Consider the following 16,666-nt stretch of genomic DNA (forward strand, 5'->3'; position numbering starts at 1 on the left):
GCCCATGATGTCAGCCGCGTCCAGCCTCACCGCCGTGCGACGCCCGCTATCTGCGGGTTGATCGGCAGCAGCGGCGACACGATCCGGTAGCGGTCCACGTCCACCTCGGCGAACCCGCCCGCACGCAGCAGCAACTCCGTGTCCCGCCGCACCTCGCACCCCTCGAACAACCACCGCCACGGGCGCTCCAGGATTCGCTGCGTCACCGCGTACCCCCACGAATCGACGGCCCGGACGTGCTCCACGAAGACCAGCCGACCACCCGGCCGGAGAATCCGGCCGATCTCCCGGATCGCCGCCGCCGGATCCGGCACCGTGCACAGCACCAGCGTGCTGACCACCGCGTCCACGCTCGCGTCCGGCAGCCCGATCCGCTCCGCGCCCTCCGCCCGCAGCTCCACCTCGACGCCGCGCCGGCGCCCCTCCGCCAGCAGCGGCCCGTGCATGTACGGATTCGGCTCCACCGCCACCACCCGCGTGCCCGGCCGGTAGTACCGCAGGTTCGCCCCGGTGCCCGGCCCGATCTCCACCACCGTCCCCGGCAGCCCGGCGAACAGCCGCCGCTTCCGCTTCCCGAACAGGTGATGCCCGTACCCGTCCAGCATCCGCAGCACCGCCGCGTTGAGCCGCCCGCGCACCGGGTTGCCCTTGACCAGCATCGTCTCGTTCATCACAGCCCTCCGATGAAGTCGGTCAGCAGCCCGGCCACCTCGAGCGGCCGGGTGACGTGCGGACAGTGCCCGGCGCCGGCGAGTTCCGCGTGCCGGGCCGTCAGCAGCGCCGCGATCTCCCGGCTCCACGCCGGCGGGCAGATCTCGTCCCGGTCCCCGTTGATCACCAGCACCGGCGCGGTGATCCGCCAGGTCAGCGCCCGCAGCCGAGCCGGATCCGCGCCCCGCCGCCGGGCGATCGACGCCGCCAGAACCTCCGGCGTGGCGTCCAGCCCCTGCACGCGTCCCTCGGCCCGCGCCGCGGCGTCACCCTCCGGCCCGAGCGCGGTCGCCACGAACCAGTCCACGAACCGCGGGAAGTCCCGCTCCCACGAGTACCGGTTGTACAGCTCCCAGCCGCTCGCACCCGGCCCCGGATCCTCGTCGAACCGCGCCGCCGCCTCCTGCAGCGCACTCGGCTGCTCACCGCTCAGATCCACGGTCGGCCCGATCAGCGCCAGCCCCGCCACCCGCGACGGATGCAGCGCCGCCGTCAGATAACCCACCAGCCCACCGAGCGAGTTCCCCACGAGCACCGCCCGCTCCACACCCGCCGCGTCGAGCACCGCCAGCACATCCTCGACCAACTCGATCGGCTCGTACGCCCCGTCGTGCAGCGGCCGGTCGGACTCCCCACTGCCACGCCCGTCGTACGAAACCACCCGGAACCGCTCCGCCAGCGCCGCGACCTGAGCCGCCCACACCCGCCGGTTCGTGATCATCCAGGCCGGCAGCAGCACCACCGGCACGCCGTCCCCGGCCGTCTCGTACACGAGACGCACCCCGTCCCGCTTCGCAGTCATTTGCATGCGGCCAGGCTGCGCCCACCCCCTGTCATCCCACTGCCACACCCGTGACAGCGATCGCCCGAGGTCACCCGCCCGGTGGAAACCACACGGCCCGTCACCACCCGCGAAGCTCACTGCTGAGCTGCCACGATGTGGTCCACGGGCCGCACGGGTACGCGGTCTCGAGTTTTGACCGGGCGACCCGCCCCGCCCGAACGTAGCGACAGCGCTCACGCCAGCACCGCTGCCCAGCGGTGACCTGAGCTGAGTTCGAAAGGGTGGACGGCCATGCTCCAGAGGGAAGTACCCGAGAAATCACCGGGGCCGGGCGCCGCGTCCGACGCACCGGTCCTGATCGACACCCAGTTCGTCGAGAAGATCAAGGCGCAGGCGCTGATCGATGCCGGTTTCGCTCGTGACCAGGACGGCGACCTGCAATCAGACGAGGCGCAGCTCAAGGTCGCCGTCGTGGAGTCGATGAAGGACAGGCACGTCGCCCGCAGTCGCCGCGATCTGGCCAAGAGCGCCGTCACGAAGTTCGAGCTGTACGCCGAGATGCTGCCCCACGCCCCGGGCGTCAAGCGGCTACCTCAGAGCATCGAGGAGAGCGTGGCCCGGGATCAGCTCATGAAGAAGCTGTGGAGCTGGCTGAACGTCGGTATCACGGGCTTCGTTCAGGTACGGGTCGGTGAACTCGGCTACGTCCTGTGCGAGGGACCGGTGGCGCGAACCAAGCTGAGCGAGGAGACCGGTAAGCGCCAGCCGACGACCGAGGCCGGGCGCTTCCTCACCTCGAATCATGACCTCATCCTGGACTACTACACCGGTCCGGCCGCGCAGCGCTTCCTGGCCGCGGCTCGCAAACTGGAGGCCCAGATCGGTCTCGTGGTCGCGCGCCGGCCGGAACTCGAGACATCGGTCTCGGACCAGGTCGGTGTGGTCGTCCGGCAGGCGGTCGGGTCGATTCCGCATGCGGACACGGGTTCCGGCGAGGCGGGACGGGCATAGGCGATGGAATCCGCGTTCCCCGTCGAGCGGGCGGGTTTGGCGGCCGAGGCTGCCCGGCTCCTCTCCATACCACCGCTGCGTCGTAGCGAATGGGCCACCCGAGGGCCGGACGACCCGAAGTTCGCGCTCGGTGACCTGCTCACCATGATCCCTCTGGCCGACATCGATCCGCTGGCCGTGCGCCTGGACGTCGACCCGGACCAGTTGCGGATCTATCGCGAAGTGGCGCTCAAGGTCCCGGCCGGTCGCCGGGTGAAGGCGTCGTGGACGGTACATCGGGACCTCCGGGACCGCCTCGAACTGTTGCGAGACGGGATGACCTCCCGCGAGGCCGCGGTGGCCGCCGGACGGCGTGCCTTCGACTCAAAGGCCGACCAGCGACTCACGGTCGATGAACGCGCGGCGAAGGTCTGGACGTTCCTCGCTGATCCGGAGGTCTACGTCCGGGTCGAGCGGGAGATGTCCCGGACCCGCACCGAGCGGCGGATCCGCTACGGCGCGCGGCTGGTCCACGAGGAGCTGGCGCGGCAGGAGAAGGACACCCGCGCCGACCTGCGAGCCAGGCGGAACGCACGGTCCCCGCTGGAGGCGACATTGAAAGCCCGGCTCGATCTGCTCCGTGCCGCACAGCTGGTGCACGCCGTCGGCGAGTTGTTCGACGACCTGCCCGAGCAGAGCCGGCTGACCGAGGCGCTGGAAGCTCTCCGGGAGGAGGCCGACGTGATCCTCGACCGCCTGAACGAGGCTGAACCCGTCTCGGTGATCGACGCGGAGTCGTGGCACGACCGAACTACACGAGCGGCCATCGCCGGCTCCGGTTAGCGGTTCGTGTCACAGGCCGGGGCGGGCCCGAAAGCCCGCCCCGGTCGTGTTCGCCGCCGGTCAGTACGTGCGGATCAGGTCGGGCAGAGGCACGTCCGGGTCGGCCAGGGCCTTCTCGTCGACGGTGCGGCCGGTCCACCCCGCGCGAACCAGCGCCTGCAGATCGTCCTGCACGTCCCACAGGTCCATGTTCATGGCGGCCAGCACCCGCGCCCCCGCCACCCAGAACGCCAGGAACGGGCCCGACGGGTCGCCGCGGAAGACGACACGCTCATAACCGCCGGTCTCCACCCAGCCCGCGTACTCCATGCCGCGTTCGTACTGGTCGGTGAAGAAGTACGGCACGCGGTCGTAGCGGACATGCTTGCCGAGCATCGCGCGGGCGGCCGCCGGGCCCCCGTCGAGGGCGTTGGACCAGTGTTCGACGCGGATGCGGCGGCCCAGCGACGGGTGGTCGACGGCGGCCACGTCGCCGGCGGCGAAGATGTCCGGGTCGCTGGTGCACAGGCTCTGGTCGACCACGACGCCGTTGTCGACGGCGAGGCCCGCCGCTTCGGCGAGCTCGGTGGCCGGGGTGACGCCGACGCCGACGAGGACCAGGTCGGCGGGGAGTTCGGTGCCGTCGTCGAGGAGGACGCCGGTTACCGTTCCGCTGTCGTCGCCGCGGAACTCGCGGACCGAGGACTCGAAGCGGAAGTCCACGCCGTGGGCGCGGTGCAGCGCGGTGAAGACGGCGGCGACCTCGTCACCCAGGACGCGGCGCAGTGGTGCCCGGTCCAGGTCGACGACGGTGACCTCGGCGCCGTGTGCGCGGGCCGCGGCGGCACCCTCCAGGCCGATCCATCCCGCGCCGATCACCACGACCCGGCGGGCGGCGGGCAGAGCGGCCAGCAAGCTGTCCGCGTCCGGCAAAGACCTTAGATATCGTACGTTAGAAAGCTCTTCGCCCGGAATGTCCAGCCGACGCACTCGCGAGCCGGTGGCCAGCAGCAGCCGCTCGTAACGCAGAGACTCCTCGCCGAGCGTGACCGTGTGCGCCGCCGGATCAACCGCCGTGGCCCGGACGCCGAGCCGCAGGTCGACGTCGTGCTCCGCATACCACCCGGGCTCGTGCACGAACGCCTTTTCGCGTGGATCGGCACCGAGCAGGTACTGCTTGGAGAGCGGCGGCCGCTCGTACGGTCGCTCCTCCTCCTCACCGATGAGCGTGACCGGCCCGGTGTACCCGGCGGCTCGCAGCTCCTCAGCCGCCTTGGCACCGGTCAGCGACGCACCGATGATGACATGTCCGGCACCGGCCATCAGACCCTCCTAAGGGCGATCCTGCGCACCCATCCTGGACCTTCACCGCGTCGGGGGACAAGGCGCTCACCAGTCGTGGACGGACCCGTCGAGCCGCCGCGCGACCGGCAGGTACCTCGCCTGGTACGGAAACTTCTCGGCGACCGCGTCGTCGTACTCCACGCCGAGCCCCGGAACCTCCGGCGGGTAGAGCATGCCGTTCTCCAGGCGCGGGCCGCCGCGGAACACCTCGTACGTCTCCCGCGTGTGTCCCATGTGCTCCTGGATGCCGAAGTTCGGCACCGAGACGTCCACGTGCACCGCGGCGGCCGTGGTCACCGGCGACAGGTCGGTGGCGCCGTGCGAGCCGGTCCGCACCTGGTAGAGCGCGGCCAGGTCGAAGATACGCCGCAGGTGCGTGATGCCGCCGGCGTGCACGACCGTCGCGCGTACGTAATCGATGAGCTGCTCGGTGATCAGCTGCCGCACGTCCCAGATCGAGTTGAACACCTCTCCGGTGGCGATCGGCGTGGTGGTGTGCTGCCGGATCAGCCGGAACGCCTCCTGGTTCTCGGCCGGCGTCGGATCCTCCATCCAGAACAGCCGCAGCTCCTCGACACTCTTGCCGAACCGCGCCGCCTCGATCGGGGTGAGCCGGTGGTGCACGTCGTGCAGCAGGTGGAAACCGAAGCCGAACCGCTCCCGCACCTTCGCCAGATATCCGGGCGCGAAGTCCAGATAGGCCTCGGTGCTCCACTCCTGCTCGTCCGGCAGATCGGTCGAGGCGGGTTCGTAGAGAGCACCCTTACGCACACCGTAACTGCCGCTCAGGCCCGGGACGGCGGCTTGCGCGCGGATGGCGAGGAAACCCCTTTCACGGTACGCGGAAACGTCGTCGATCAGAGACTCGGCGTCGCTGCCGCTGGCGTGGCAGTACACCAGCACGCCGTCCCGGGACCGCCCGCCGAGCAGCTCGTACACCGGCAGCCCGGCCACCTTGCCCTTGATGTCCCAGAGCGCCACGTCGACGGCGGCGATCGCGGTCATGGTCACCGGCCCACGCCGCCAGTAGGCGCCCTTGTAGAGGTATTGCCAGGTGTCCTCGATGCGCGCCGGGTCGCGGCCGATCAGCAGGGGTGCCAGGTGGTCCCGCAGATAGGAGGCGACGGCCAGCTCACGCCCGTTGAGCGTCGCGTCGCCCAGCCCGGTGACCCCGTCAGACGTGGTGATCCGCAGAGTCACGAAGTTCCGCCCCGGCGAGGTCACCAGGACCTCGACCCGCTCAATCGTCGCCACGAACTCACTCCCATCGATCCCTCGCCCGCCTCGACCCTAACCGCCGGGGTTCGCCTTTCATCGGCGCCGCCGGGTCCGCCTTTCGCCGGCGCCGCCGGGTCCGCCTTTCGCCGGCGCCGCCGCGGTGCCGGCCGGCGGTGCGGCTAGCCAGCGGTGTCGCCGAGGGCCAGCAGCAGGTTTCGCAGGGCGCTGATGGCGGCGTCGGTCACCTCGGGCGGGACGTCGCGCAGGCGGATGGCCTGGGCGGCGCTCGCGGCCCGCACCGCGTCCTCGGCCAGCTTGACGCCGGACGGCGAGAGGCGGACCGGCGAGCTGCGGGCGTCCGCGGGGTCGGGATCGCGGTCGATGAGGCCGGCCGCGGACAGGCGGCGCAGGACGTTGCTCGTGCCCCCGGACGTCAGCAACAGGCGCTGGGCCAGCAGGGACGGGCGCATCCGGTAGGGCGGGCCGGAGGCGCGGAGAACGGCGAGAATCTCGTACTCCGCCCTGGTCAGACCGAGCCGGGTCAACTGTTCCTCGACCGGGCCGTTCATCAGGCCGGCCACCCGGGCGGCACGTTTGGCCAGCGCCAGCTCGGTGCCGACCACGCCGGCCAGCTCCCGGTCCCACGCCTCAGCGATCTCGTCAACGGTGTCTCGACCCACGCGATCAATCCTAGTTGCGCCCAGAAAGCTTTACAGATAGCTTTTCGAAAAGCTTTGGAGGTGCAAAACATGGATCTGCTGGTGAAGAACGCCCGGCTCCTGTCCGGGGAGCGCGCGGACCTGCTCGTCGACAGCGGCGACATCGTCGCGATCCGGCCCGGTCAGAGCGCGAGCGCCCGGGAGGTGATCGATGCGGACGGGCTGGTGGTCGCACCGGGGATGGTGGACGGGCACCGCCACGTGTGGCAGGCGCCGCTGCGCGGGGTGGGCGCCGACATGACCCTGAACGACTACTTCGAGGCGGTGCTCGGCCGAGCGCTCGCGGCACTCACCCCGCAGGACGCCCGGCGGGCGACCCTGCTCGGCGCGGCGGAGGCCCTGGACGCCGGAATCACGACGGTCTTCGACTGGTGCAACGCGACGCGGAGCCCGGAGCACACGGATGCGGTGCTGGATGCCTACGCGGAGGCCGGCATCAGGGCCGTCGTGGCGCACACCCGGCCCGAGGACACCGCCGACATGGAGCGCGTGGCCGCACTGCGCGGACGAGTCACCGGCGCGCTGGCGATTCTCGGCGCCGATCGCGACGAGACAGCACGGCAGATCGAGTGGGCCAGACATCTCGGCGTCGTGGTCTCCATGCACGCGTCCGGCGAGGTGCGGTGGATGCACGACGCCGGACTGCTCGGACCGCACCTGCAGCTGGTCCACATGAACCGAATGACCCCCGACGACGCGAAACTGCTCGCCGACAGCAGAACAGGCGTCACCGTCACACCGGTGGTCGAGGGCACGATGGGACACGGAGCGTCGCCGTTCACACTCTTCGCGAAAGCCGGCGGCCGGGCCGGACTCGGCACCGACGTGGCCGTCAACGCGCCACCAGACCTGTTCGAGCCGATGCGCGACACCCTCCGCACCCACCGCCTGCGCACCGCGGCATTGACACCGGCCGGCGACTTCCTGGCCTCCGCCACGATCGACAGCGCCCGAGCCATCGGAATCGCCGACCGAACCGGATCACTCCAGGCCGGCAAGCGCGCGGACTTCATCCTCCTCGACGGCCTGTCCCACCTCTTCAACTCCGGCGACCTGACCGGCGCCGCCGTCACCACCCTGGGCCCCGCCGACGTCCGAACCGTCGTGGTGAACGGCCGGGTCCTGAAGCGGGACGGCTCCCTGACCACCCTCGACCTCACCGAACTCCGCCAGGAGACGACGGGCCTGGCCACCAGAGCAACCAGCACCGGAAAGCGCTGACACCCTCGCCCCGGCACGCAGACCTCGGACCCTCGAACCGCCACCAGCCGCCCGCCGCGCCCGACATCGCCCGAGCGCTCCACATTCACCTCAGGTGTCGCGCGGACCTTGGGCGTGGCGGCCGCTCAGTTCGGCGGGGACCAGGTCGGGGAGCGGCCGAGCAGGGTGAGGATCCGGCTGAGCGGGTCGGCGGTGGGCGGCTCCGGGAGGCGCGGCGCGAAGGGGGCTCCGGGAGATTTCCGGGTCGCGGCGTCGTCGGGCACGGCCTCGGCGATCGCCAGCGCGCCGCGCAGGACGTCGTCCGGCAGCTCCCAGGTCAGACCGAGGGAGCGGGCGACGTCCCAGCCGTGCACCACGTAGTCGACGAGGTGAAAACTGATCGCCATCCGCCCCGGGATCGGATGAGGCGCTTCGGCAAGGACGACCTCCCGGTCCAGCACCTCCGCAGGCGAGAACGCATCAAGCACCCGCTCAGCCGCCGCGAAGTAGTCCCGCACCGGATCCGGCGCACTCGACCCCACCGCCGCCGAAGCGCCGCCGACCGCCGCGGCGAAGGTGTCGTGCTGCTCGGTCATGTGCTTGAGGAGGGTGGCCAGGTCCCAGCCGGCGCAGGGGGTCGGGAGAGCCAGGTCGGTGGCCGCGATCTTGGCGATCAGGTCGACGGTCGCTCGGACGGCGACCACGTCCGCGGCACGGAAGTCTGGGATATTCGTAGGCATGCGCTTACTATCTACAGGAGCTTACGGTCTGTCAATCGGATAACTTCGACGGCGTGACCAACGGCCGTCCTGACCTGGCCGCGATGCTGGCCCGGCTGGCGCGGCAGCTGATCGCGATCGAGCAGCCGATCCTTGCCGAGCACGACGTCTCGATGTGGGGATACGCGGTGCTGACAGCCCTGCGCGACGAGCCGATGCGCACGCAGGCGGCGCTCGCGCGGTCGATCGGCGCGGACAAGACGCGGATCATCGGCATCCTCGACGAGCTGCAGCGGCGCACCCTCATCGAGCGCGAGCCGGATCCCGCCGACCGCCGCGTGCGGCTGCTGCGCCTCACACCGGCCGGGCGCGATCTGCACAGCGCCGTCCAGGCCGAGATCCGGTCCGCCGAGGAGACGATGCTCGGCCAGCTGGACGACGAGGAGCGCCACTTCTTCCTGCAAGCACTGGAGAACCTCCACCGAACATGACAACATTGTTGTCATGTTCGAACGAAGCGTCCGAGGTCACGAAATATACGAAATCGTGCGGCTGGTCCGGCCGCTCGTCCTCAACTCGGCCCGCGTCGTCGAGACCCGCCTCAAGCCCCACAACCTGACCGTCGGCATGCGCGCCGTCCTGGAGATCCTCGCCGAGAGCGGCCCCACCACCGTTCCCACGATCGCTGCGCGGCTGGACCTCGCGCGGCAGGGCGTGCAGCGACACGTCAACGACCTGATCGAACTCGGGCACGTCGAGCAGCAGGAGAACCCGGCACACCGCCGTTCCGTGCTGATCGCCCTGACCCCCGCCGGCACTGAGCGCTTCGGCCGGATCCGCGACGACGAGCTGCGCGAGCTGAGCGAGCTGGCCCCCGAGTGCAGCGCGGACGACATCACCACCACCGTCCGGGTGCTGACCGCACTCCACCGCGACATCCGACGAAAGGCGGCCGGATGACCGAGATCTACCAGCTGACGACCACCAACCGCCTGATGATCGCCGACCTCCTCGACAGCCTGAGCGACCGCCAGTGGGACACCGAGACCCTCTGCCGCGGCTGGACCGTCCGGCACATGGCCGCCCACTTCGTTCAGCCCATGCTGGTCGGTTTCGGCCGCTTCCTCCTGGTCTCGTTCCGGTACCGCGGCAACACCGACCGCACCGTCGACCACTTCACCAAGCGCTTGGCCGGCAAGCCCCGAACCGAGCTGATCACGCTGCTCCGGACGCACGCGCACGACCGCATCGATCCACCACGGGTCGGCCCGATGGGACCGTTCGCGGAAACCTGCCTGCACCTTCGCGACATCGCCCGCCCGCTCGGTCTGCCCGCCGACGTGCCCGTGGAACACTGGCGGATCCTGCTGGACTACCTGGTCTCCCCCACGGTCGCGCCCTCGCTCGTCCGCGCCGGAAGCCTCACCGGCACCTCCCTCAAGGCCACCGACATCGACTGGACCACCGGCGACGGCGAGATCATTTCCGGTCCGGCGGAGGCGATCGCCATGGCGGTCACCGGCCGGGCCGCGGCCCTCGCCGACCTGCGAGGGCCGGGCCTGCGCCGGCTGTGTGCCGCCCGGCAGACGTCAGGCGGCACACGGTCGAACCCCTAGCCGATGGGTGCGGCGGCTGCGGCTGCTTTGACGGCATCGGATTGAGCACGCGATAACAACCCTTCCCTCTCCCACGCCCGAACCGTGTCCGAGACCGCCCGCAGGAACTCCCACCGGTTCCGGAACGGGGCCTTGTTCCACAGGGTCTCCAGGAAGCCGTTCACGTTCTCCACGCCGGAGTCTGTGCCCGCGAACGCGATCGTGGGCTCCACGCGGCGGAAGTACGCGTGATACGGCTGGGTGTCGCCCAGGTAGAACGGCTCGAACGGCACCGTCCCCGCTGTGAATGTCATCGGCGTCGCGCCGGGCTGGACGATCGCGGTCAGGTCGCCGGACAGGCCCAGCGAGGAGTACCACGACATCGGCAGGTATTCGGTGCCGGCGGACTTGGCCACCAGTGCCACCGGGCCGTAGAGCAGGGCCTGCAGGCTCGGGTCGTCGATCGCCTTCTCCACGCGCAGGTGGTACGGGAACCGGATCTCCACACGGTCACCGTCGCGCCAGTGCCGGTCGACACTGGTGTATCCGTCGCGCTTTACGCGTACATCAAAGGCTTTTGAATTGACCGTGACCGAAAAGCCCCCGCGTGCCCACGACGGCACCCGCAGCCGGAGATCGAGACGGCCCCGGCCGGCGAAGGTCAGGGTGGTCGCCGCCGACCTGGGGTAATCGCCGCTCTGAGTGATCGTCAGACCGCGCTGCGCCCAGTTCAGCGTCGACGGGATGTAGAGGTTGACGTAAAGCGTGTCGCCGCGCGCTGACCGGAAGTAAATAGAGTCCTGATACTTCGTGTGGTTCTCCAGGCCGGTGCCGCCGCAGCAGGTGCCGGTGTTGCCGTAACCGCGCCGCGCGCCCGCACCGACCGGAACCATGTACGTGACCAGCGGATTCGTCGCACTGTCCACGTCCTGCCGCGACGCCAGGATCTGGTTGACCAGCGCCTTCTCGTAATAGTCCATGAGGCCGGCGGACGGCTCGTGGAAGAAGAGGTTCCGCGCCACCTTGAGCATGTTGTACGCCGCACACGACTCCGCGTTGGTCGTGTTCACGATGCTGCCCGCGATCACGTCGCGTTTGCGGAACACCTCGCCCTGCCCGGTGCCGCCGTGCATGTACGTCCGATGCGGCACCACCATCCCGAAGAAGTTCGCCGCCGCCGTGCGATAGTCGCGCCCCGCACCCTGCTCGAACATCCGCAGATAGCCGAGGAACTGCGGAATGTGCTGGTTGGCGTGCTTGCCGTCCAGGGTGTCCACGTCCGCCACGCAGTTCGCCAGCAGCGCCGTGTTGTCGAAGTAGCCGGCGGTCTGCAGGAACGTCCGGTTCCCGGTCAGCGACGCGAGGTCGGCCATCACCTCGTTCATGCCGCCGTACTCACCGGCGATGTACAGCGCCCACATCCGGTCGAGCTGCTCGCGGGGCAGCCTGCTGAGCCGGCTGTGCACCCACTCCCCCATACCGCGGACCACGTCGAGTGCGGTGGCGTTGCCGGTCAGCGTGTGCGCGTCGAGCAGACCGCGCATGATCTTGTGGCAGGTGTAGTAGGGCGCCCAGATCGCCGGGTACGTCGTGTACTGCTCCAGAAGGATGAACTGCGTTTCGGGGTACGCGGCGAGGAAGCCGGCGTGGCTCGGCCCGGGCGCACCGCCGGCACCGGTCACCACTGCCGCGTCCCAGCCGCGGCCCGACGAGTCGGCGACCTTGGTCCCGGCCGTCTCCTCGAAACGGTAAGCCACCACATTTCCCGAAATATCGGATATTTCGGCTGAGTCGGACAGGTGGAACTCGTCGACGACCGCCTTCAGGCCCGCGTCACCGTACTGCGAGCGGCCGATCCAATTGTTCTTGGGAGCACCGAGGTCAGCCGGGGTCAGGGTCATGTTCGCATGGGAACCGGCCACCACACCGTTCACATAGAGCGTCCCGGCCGACCCGTCGAGCGTGACCGCCAGATCCACCCACTCTCCCACCGGCAGTGGAGCGCTCCCCTGGATCCGCTGCTCACCCCCGCTCCCACCGGTGGTGATGGCGAAGCGTGGCCCCACACCGTCATGAACCGTGAGGAACATGTTCACCGCGGTCCCGGTGCCGAAGTCGAACGCCCGCGACCAGGTACGCCGCTCGATCAGCTTCAGCCGCATCCGGATCGTGCACCGCCGCAGCCCGTCAACCGTCGCGTCCGGCAGCCCCACATACTGGCCGTCCCCGTTGAGCTCCAGTCCGCCGTCCACCCAGGTGGCGGGCGGCGGCGGGGTCCCCGGCAGCCCGACCTGCGCGGTCCACGCGTCCTGGCACTCCTTGAGCCCCGCGACGATGTAGTCCGCCTTCTCCTTGAACACCGCCTCCCCGGTGCCCGCCCACGCCTGGGCCAGCATCGACAGGAAGTGCCCGCTGTAGTGGCCCCGCAGGTTGCCGGTGGCGTCGTCCCACCCGCCGGGCGGCTGCGCGCCCGAGGCCGGGAGCCCCGCCGCCGCCCGGAAGTTGCTGAGGATCCGGTCCGCCGGATAGGCGCGGGCGTAGGCGAGGATCCGGTCACGCTTCTCGGTGAAGATGCTCGGCCGCAGGTCGACCTGATCGAGGGAGAACGGAACGGCGCGCCACGAGGACGGGACGGGCATGCCGTTGATCGTCCCGGGCACAGACGGCCGGCTGAGAGAGGTGCCGGAGGCGGCAAGAGCGGCGGCCGTGCCGTACTGGAGGAATTGCCGTCGTGAGGGCATGATACTCCTCGGGTTTCGGCAGTAACGAGTTTGACCAGGTGGAGTGGTCTCGAAAACGTTTTCACGATTCGGCTACTGTTGTCAAGAACGTCGATTCCTCTCACGAACGCCCGGGCCCGGCCGATGGCGGGGACGTGATGCGCTGGGCGGACTTCCAGACGAGACAGACGGGGCACCTGGCCCGCCAGGTCCGTCTCAACCTGTGCGTTTTCGCCGCACTGACCGTGATGGGCCTGGTGCGCGTCGAGCTCGCCTGGCCGGAGCCAGGATGGGCACCGGCCGCGCTGGCCCCGATCGCGCTCCTGCTGCTGGCGGCGACCCGCTTGCGCTGGGAGCACATCCTTCAGCGGAGCTGGGCGTACGGCGCACTGGTCACCGGGTACGCGGCGAGCTTCGCCGCCCTCGTGCTGTTCAACCTGCCCGACCCGGATGCGAGCGTGATGTTCCCGGTCGGCGCCATGGTGATCACCGTGGCCGCCGCCGGCACCATCGCCACCCGCGCGACCGTCGCCCTCGGCACCGCCGGGGTGATCGGTTACCTGGCGCTGCTCGCCGTCGACCGGCTCCCCGAGACACCACTGGTCGTCTCGATGACCAGCATGATGGTCGTCGTCACCGGCCTGTGCGTGCTGACCGTCCACAACCGGCGTGTCCAGCACAACCAGCGCGAGGAGGCCGAACAGCGCGCCGCCGCCCTGCTGGAGAACGGCTCCGACGCGGTCGTGGCGATCGCCGGTGGCGAGGTCCGGTACGCCAGCTCCTCCACCGGGCGCATCCTGGGCCGGGAGGCGGCCACGCTGACGATCGCCGACCTGCTGGCGATGGCGCACCCGGACGAGCTGGAGTCGGTCAAGAAGTGGGTCGCCGACCTGCGCGCCGCCGAACCGGGGCACACCGCCCGCCTGGAGTCGCGCAGCCTGCACGCCGACGGCCACTACCTGGACACCGAGGTGACCGGCACCAACCACCTCGCGAACCCGGCGATCGGCGCGCTCATCCTGAGCGTCCGGGACGTCACCACGCAGAACAGCCTGCGCCGCGAGCTCACCCGGCAGGCGTTCGAGGACCCGGTCACCGGGCTGCCCAACCGGGCGCTGCTGCGGGACCGGATCGCCACCGCCGAGCGGCGTCACGCGCGTACCGCCGGGCGGGTGTCGCTGCTGGTCATCGACCTGGACGACTTCAAGAAGGTGAACGACACGCTCGGCCACCCGGCGGGTGACGAGCTGCTGCGGCGGGTGGCCGTGCGGATGACCGCGGCGCTGCGCCCGTCGGACACGCTCGCGCGCCTCGGCGGCGACGAGTTCGCGGTGCTCGTCGAGGACCTGGACGACCTGGGGCTGCACACCGTCACGGATCGCCTCCTGGAAGCGGTGCGGGAGCCCGTACGCATCGCCAACAACGACCTGATCGTGACCGCCTCCCTCGGCGTGGCCACCGTGAAGGCCGGCGAGACCGGCGACGGCAGCGCGGTCGACGAGCTGATGCGCGACGCCGACCTGGCCATGTACGCGGCCAAGAGCGCCGGCGGCGACCGGGCCGCGGTGTTCGAGCCCTCGATGTACGCCGCCGCCGTCGCCGAGGCCGAGGCGCGCGGCGAGATGGAACGTGCCCTGGCCGCCGGCGAGTTCCGGGTCGTCTACCAGCCCATCGTCAACCTGCCCGGCGCGCTGCCGATCGGCGTCGAGGCGCTGGTCCGCTGGGACCACCCGACCCGGGGCCTGCTGGGACCCGGCCTGTTCATCCCGCACGCCGAGAAGACCGGCCTGATCATCGGGCTCGGCGCGTTCGTGCTGCGCGAGGCGTGCCGGCAGGTCGCCGACTGGCACCGGAACATCCCGGGCGCCGAGCGGGTACGCGTCAGCGTCAACCTCTCCGCCCGCCAGTTCCAGGAGCCCGGCCTGGTCGACGTCGTCCGCGGCGCGCTGACCGACTCCGGCATCGACCCCGAGCGCGTGGTCCTCGAGATCACCGAGTCGCTGCTGATGACCGACGTCGACGCGACCGTGGAGACCCTGCACGCGCTGCGCGGCCTGGGTGTGCGGATCGCCATCGACGACTTCGGCACCGGGTACTCGTCGCTGTCCTACCTGCGGCGCTTCCCGATCGACATTCTGAAGATCGACAAGGCGTTCATCGACGGCATCACGGTCAGCCAGGACGACGCCACGCTCGTCGAGGCCGTGGTCGGGCTCGGCAAGGCGCTGCGCCTGCAGACCGTCGCCGAGGGCATCGAGGAGGAGGGCCAGCACGAGATGCTCTCCGACCTCGGGTGCACGTACGGCCAGGGCTACCTGTTCGCCAAGCCGGGCACCGCCGAGGAGATCACCGAGTTCGTCCGCGCCGCCTACCGGCCGGGCGCATGAGGGCGATCGCCGACGACCACGACGCGGAGTACTGGCACCGGCAGGTCCAGGTCGGCGGGTGGCTGGCGACCGGCATCACGCTCTTCGGGTGCCTGCGGATCGCCACCGGCTGGGACGCGGACCTGCGGTGGGCGGCGTGGCTGTTCGGTGCCGCCGGCCTGATCCAGATCCGGCTCACCCTGCTGCCGTGGTCGCGGCTGGTCCGCCGCCGCGGTGTCCGCGAGGCCCTGATCGCCTGGTGGGTGGTGGAGCTGCCGGTGCTTCTCGGCTTCAGCATGGCGGACGGCAACGGCGACGCCCTCTATCTTCCGGGTGCGCTGCTCATCGTGACCAGTGCCGCGGCGCTCTACCCGCCGAGCTGGGTGATCGCGCTGGGCGCGGCCGCGGTGGCCGGCTTCCTGGCCCTGCAGACCGGGCCGCACCCGCCCAGCCTGGAGTTCACCGTCGCGATGGGCACGCTGCTCGTCGGCGTGGTCGGGCTGAGCGCGATGACCGCGGCCAACCGCTGGCGCCAGGACCGGCGCCGCAGCGACGCCGAGCGCCGCGTGGAGATCCTGCTGCGCAACTCGTCCGACGCGGTCGTCGCGGTCAACGAGGAGTGGCGGATCTGCTACGCCGGCCCGTCGGTGCGCAACCTGCTCGGGCACGAACCGGAGAAGCTGCTCGGCCGCCGCGTCGACGAGTTCATGCGCCCGGAGGACGTGGTCGACGCGCACACCTGGCTGCACGCGATCGTCACGGCGGGCGACGACCTGACCGACCGGCGGGAGCTGCCGCTGCGGTGTGCCGACGGGTCGGAGGTGCACGTCGAGGCCATCGCCGCCTCGCAGACCGAGGACCCGGAGCTGGGCGTGGCCGTCCTGAGCCTGCGGGACGTGAGCGCTCGCCGGGCACTGGAGGCGGAGCTGACGCGCCGGGCGTACAGCGATCCGCTCACCGGCCTGGCCAACCGGGCCCGGTTCGACGAGCGGCTGGACCGGGCCCTGACCGGTGTCCACGACGGCGACAACGGGCTCGCCCTGCTCGTGGTCGACCTGGACGGCTTCAAACCGATCAACGACACGTGGGGGCACGGCGCCGGCGACGAGGTGCTGATCGAGATGGCCCGCCGCCTCGGCGCCCAGCTGCGGCCCGGCGACACCCTGGCCCGCCTGGGCGGCGACGAGTTCGCGCTGCTCGCGGTCGACCTGAACGAGCACGGCGCGCGGGCGCTGGCGGACCGGCTGGCGGACGCGGCGACCGAGCCCATCGCGGCGGGCGGGACCCTGGTGCGGTGCGGGCTGAGCGTCGGGGTCACGGTGATCCCCGCGGGAGACCTCAGCGCGACGGCGGGCGCCGTCCTTCATGCGGCCGACGAGCAGATGTACGCGATGAAGCACCGCCGCCGGATTGTCACCGCACCGCGGGAGCGCGTCCGTCCCGGGCAGGTGGCATCATGAACGCCACCGAGTGATCAA

At 70.6% G+C, this 16,666-nt stretch carries 15 protein-coding genes; 8 read left to right on the plus strand and 7 right to left on the minus strand.

Annotation, left to right across the window (positions count from 1 at the left end):
- Nucleotides 1-26: 26 nt before the first annotated feature.
- Together AB0M02_RS33540 and AB0M02_RS33545 are read right to left on the minus strand one after the other, a co-directional pair.
- Entirely contained in the window at nt 27-671 is a 645-nt protein-coding gene (locus tag AB0M02_RS33540; protein WP_364234283.1) for a class I SAM-dependent methyltransferase, read from the minus strand.
- Entirely contained in the window at nt 671-1,519 is an 849-nt protein-coding gene (locus tag AB0M02_RS33545) for an alpha/beta hydrolase (protein ID WP_364234286.1), read from the minus strand. Before AB0M02_RS33545 ends, AB0M02_RS33540 begins: the two co-directional genes overlap by 1 nt.
- 267 nt (nt 1,520-1,786) lie before the next feature.
- Between AB0M02_RS33545 and AB0M02_RS33550 the strand changes: the two genes are divergently transcribed.
- Both AB0M02_RS33550 and AB0M02_RS33555 read left to right on the plus strand, forming a co-directional pair.
- Nucleotides 1,787-2,506, plus strand: coding sequence for a hypothetical protein (locus AB0M02_RS33550; RefSeq protein WP_364234289.1), 720 nt, complete (start codon nt 1,787-1,789; stop codon nt 2,504-2,506).
- Between the two features lie 3 nt (nt 2,507-2,509).
- Entirely contained in the window at nt 2,510-3,328 is an 819-nt protein-coding gene (locus tag AB0M02_RS33555) for a hypothetical protein (RefSeq protein WP_364234291.1), read from the plus strand.
- A gap of 60 nt (nt 3,329-3,388) precedes the next feature.
- Here the strand turns inward: AB0M02_RS33555 and AB0M02_RS33560 are convergent, their stop codons facing one another.
- From AB0M02_RS33560 to AB0M02_RS33570, 3 genes are all read right to left on the minus strand, one after another.
- Nucleotides 3,389-4,630 (minus strand): FAD-dependent oxidoreductase, encoded by a 1,242-nt coding sequence (locus AB0M02_RS33560; protein WP_364234294.1) that lies wholly within the window; start codon nt 4,628-4,630, stop codon nt 3,389-3,391.
- Nucleotides 4,631-4,696: 66 nt separating this feature from the next.
- Entirely contained in the window at nt 4,697-5,905 is a 1,209-nt protein-coding gene (manD, locus tag AB0M02_RS33565; RefSeq protein ID WP_364234297.1) for a D-mannonate dehydratase ManD, read from the minus strand.
- A gap of 143 nt (nt 5,906-6,048) precedes the next feature.
- The gene (locus AB0M02_RS33570) at nt 6,049-6,549 is read right to left on the minus strand and encodes a MarR family transcriptional regulator (RefSeq protein WP_364234300.1); all 501 of its coding nucleotides are present in this window, start codon (nt 6,547-6,549) and stop codon (nt 6,049-6,051) included.
- Between the two features lie 69 nt (nt 6,550-6,618).
- Between AB0M02_RS33570 and AB0M02_RS33575 the strand changes: the two genes are divergently transcribed.
- A complete protein-coding gene (locus tag AB0M02_RS33575; RefSeq protein WP_364234303.1) occupies nt 6,619-7,809 on the plus strand; it encodes an amidohydrolase family protein in 1,191 nt (396 codons plus the stop codon).
- A gap of 125 nt (nt 7,810-7,934) precedes the next feature.
- Here the strand turns inward: AB0M02_RS33575 and AB0M02_RS33580 are convergent, their stop codons facing one another.
- Nucleotides 7,935-8,528 (minus strand): TIGR03086 family metal-binding protein, encoded by a 594-nt coding sequence (locus AB0M02_RS33580; protein ID WP_364234306.1) that lies wholly within the window; start codon nt 8,526-8,528, stop codon nt 7,935-7,937.
- Between the two features lie 53 nt (nt 8,529-8,581).
- Between AB0M02_RS33580 and AB0M02_RS33585 the strand changes: the two genes are divergently transcribed.
- Genes AB0M02_RS33585 through AB0M02_RS33595 form a run of 3 tightly spaced genes read left to right on the plus strand, consistent with a single transcriptional unit; the run spans nt 8,582 to nt 10,123 of the window.
- Nucleotides 8,582-8,998, plus strand: coding sequence for a MarR family transcriptional regulator (locus tag AB0M02_RS33585; protein WP_364234308.1), 417 nt, complete (start codon nt 8,582-8,584; stop codon nt 8,996-8,998).
- 13 nt (nt 8,999-9,011) lie between these two features.
- Nucleotides 9,012-9,467 carry a MarR family winged helix-turn-helix transcriptional regulator gene (locus tag AB0M02_RS33590; RefSeq protein ID WP_364234310.1) on the plus strand — a complete coding sequence of 152 codons (456 nt, stop codon included), beginning with the start codon at nt 9,012-9,014 and terminating at the stop codon, nt 9,465-9,467.
- The gene (locus AB0M02_RS33595) at nt 9,464-10,123 is read left to right on the plus strand and encodes a maleylpyruvate isomerase family mycothiol-dependent enzyme (RefSeq protein ID WP_364234312.1); all 660 of its coding nucleotides are present in this window, start codon (nt 9,464-9,466) and stop codon (nt 10,121-10,123) included. The genes AB0M02_RS33590 and AB0M02_RS33595 overlap by 4 nt, the downstream gene beginning before the upstream one ends.
- Here the strand turns inward: AB0M02_RS33595 and AB0M02_RS33600 are convergent.
- Nucleotides 10,120-12,843, minus strand: a complete 2,724-nt coding sequence (locus AB0M02_RS33600; protein ID WP_364234315.1) for a beta-L-arabinofuranosidase domain-containing protein — start codon at nt 12,841-12,843, stop codon at nt 10,120-10,122. The two genes, AB0M02_RS33595 and AB0M02_RS33600, sit on opposite strands and share 4 nt — an antisense overlap.
- Before the next feature lie 137 nt (nt 12,844-12,980).
- Here AB0M02_RS33600 and AB0M02_RS33605 point away from each other — a divergent pair, with 137 nt between their 5' ends.
- Both AB0M02_RS33605 and AB0M02_RS33610 read left to right on the plus strand, forming a co-directional pair.
- Nucleotides 12,981-15,209 carry an EAL domain-containing protein gene (locus AB0M02_RS33605; RefSeq protein WP_364234497.1) on the plus strand — a complete coding sequence of 743 codons (2,229 nt, stop codon included), beginning with the start codon at nt 12,981-12,983 and terminating at the stop codon, nt 15,207-15,209.
- Nucleotides 15,206-16,648, plus strand: a complete 1,443-nt coding sequence (locus tag AB0M02_RS33610) for a diguanylate cyclase (protein WP_364234317.1) — start codon at nt 15,206-15,208, stop codon at nt 16,646-16,648. The genes AB0M02_RS33605 and AB0M02_RS33610 overlap by 4 nt, the downstream gene beginning before the upstream one ends.
- The last annotated feature ends 18 nt before the right edge of the window (nt 16,649-16,666 follow it).

This window comes from Actinoplanes sp. NPDC051861 (genome assembly GCF_040681145.1).
Classification (GTDB): domain Bacteria; phylum Actinomycetota; class Actinomycetes; order Mycobacteriales; family Micromonosporaceae; genus Actinoplanes.